Raw genomic sequence first — 1,989 nt, 5'->3', positions numbered from 1 at the left:
AATCAGATAAGACCATCATGTATTTAGAGTAACTACAATTTTTCCTATTTGCTGATTTGATTCAAGATAGCGCTGAGCGTCATGCATGTCCTCAAAGTTAAAGCAACGGTCGATCACTGGACGAAGATATCCTGCACCTATACTGCTAAGAATAAATCGTCTGGCTTGCTCCCTTAGAACAGGGTCATGGAGAACCTCAAGGAACAAAAAACCTCGCATGGTTAAGCTCTTGCGTAATGCAACTTTAAGGGGAAATGGTGTGTTCTCCGGGCTAAGTGCACCATGCATAACCATAGTTCCTCCTACAGACATCGCTTTTGCAATCTGTTCAATATGTGGCCCTCCTACAGCATCGAAGGCGACATCAAGATGTTCTCCACCTAAACGTAAAACAAGCGCCTCATACAAATCGGGTTCATCTTCACTGGCTATAACATTTTTAACACCGAGATCGAGTAAACGTTGCTTTTTCTCTATCGTCTGTGTACTTGCAATGACCTTAGCACCCGCTGCTTCAGCTATCTGTATCGCAGCTAGTCCTACGCTACTTGAAGCTGCTGTGATCAAGATCGTTTTTCCTTTCGATAATCCACCAGCATGGATTACACCACCCCAAGCCGTCAAATACTGCATCCAGATTGAAGAAGCTTCTTCCCAGCTTAAACTATCGGGTTTGTGAACTAAAAAATTTTCTGGAATCAGAAGCTTGTCCGCATATGTCCCATATTTGGCTAGATTGTCAGTCGGAAGAATCGATACTGCATCTCCTGGAGAAAATTGGCGTACACCTTCACCTATCGCAAGAACTATGCCTGCTCCCTCATATCCCAGACGAGAAGGGAATACTGCCTTTTGAATATAAGTACCACGCCGAAACATTACATCGGCCCGGTTGAGTCCGATCGTTTTCATCTGTATTAGAACTTCTCCTGCGGCTGGTAAAGCAACAGAAAGTGTTTCTAATGTCAGAACATCTGTATCTCCAATACAATTGAAGCGCCAAGTCTTGGCCTGAAGTGCGTTAAATGACATCGATAACTACCTTAATATTGGCAGAGCGATCTTGAACAGCATCATGAGCCTCAATCGCTTGGTCTAGAGTAAAATGACGAGGATCAACAATAGCACGCAGTTTACCTTCCTCAACGAGACGAGTCGCGGTCTTAAGGACATCACCATGATGAGAACGGCGATTCCCTGTTAACGTCGGCATTAGGACGAATACGCCAGACAGTGTGGCACAACGTAGAGATGAATTCGCTAAATTATGATTGCCAAATGCAGCACAGCTAGTGATGTGGCCATAGTGAGTCGTCATGGAAAGTGAAGCTTCGAGTACTGGACCACCCACAGTGTCGTAAACAATGTTAAAACCTTGACCCTCAGGGCTTGCAGCAATAATGTCATCAGAAGATGCTGTTGTGTAATCGAGAGGTGTTGCACCGAGTTCTGAAATCAGTGATTGGTCAGCTGTACGAGCAGTCGCCCAAACATTTGCATCAAGTGCTTTTGCAAGCTGAACCACCATATAACCAACGCCACCAGCACCGCCTTGAACCAGTACAGTTTGCCCTGGTTGGACCTTCGCATTATCCACTAAACCTTCCCAAGCGGTGAGGAACGTCAATGGTAGTACTGCTGCCTCGCGCATAGAGATATTCCGTGGCTTTAATGCGATCAGATCAGCATCTGCTACAACATATTCTGCTAAAGATCCTTGAAGACCACGGACGCCACCAATCAGACCGTAAACTTCATCTCCGACGTTGAAGTGGGTGACACCTTCACCAACAGCAGTTACAACCCCAGCCATATCTGTTCCCAACACGGCAGGAAGCTCTGGCATAGCATATGTTGCTTCACCAAGACGAATTTTATAATCAATAGGGTTTACACCACTAGCATGAATACGTACTAGAACTTGCCCAGCCTCTGGTTGAGGTATAGGGAGTTCTACACGTTTAAATTCATGATCACCAAAATTTTCTA

2 protein-coding genes are annotated in these 1,989 nt (G+C 45.1%); both read right to left on the bottom strand.

The annotated features are described in order from the left end of the window. Positions 1-15 precede the first annotated feature (15 nt). Positions 16-1,032: a zinc-dependent alcohol dehydrogenase family protein gene (locus B2866_RS01780; protein ID WP_296190074.1), complete on the bottom strand. Its 1,017-nt coding sequence runs from the start codon at positions 1,030-1,032 to the stop codon at positions 16-18. Beyond that, positions 1,022-1,989, bottom strand: a 968-nt coding sequence (locus tag B2866_RS01775; RefSeq protein WP_296190071.1) for a zinc-dependent alcohol dehydrogenase family protein, incomplete at its 5' end; no start/stop codon positions are given. The genes B2866_RS01775 and B2866_RS01780, both read right to left, overlap by 11 nt.

This window comes from Psychrobacter sp. UBA3483, assembly GCF_002377905.1.
GTDB lineage: Bacteria > Pseudomonadota > Gammaproteobacteria > Pseudomonadales > Moraxellaceae > Psychrobacter.
The sequence above is the reverse complement of the archived record's forward strand: the minus strand, read 5'-3'. Positions and strand labels throughout refer to the sequence as shown.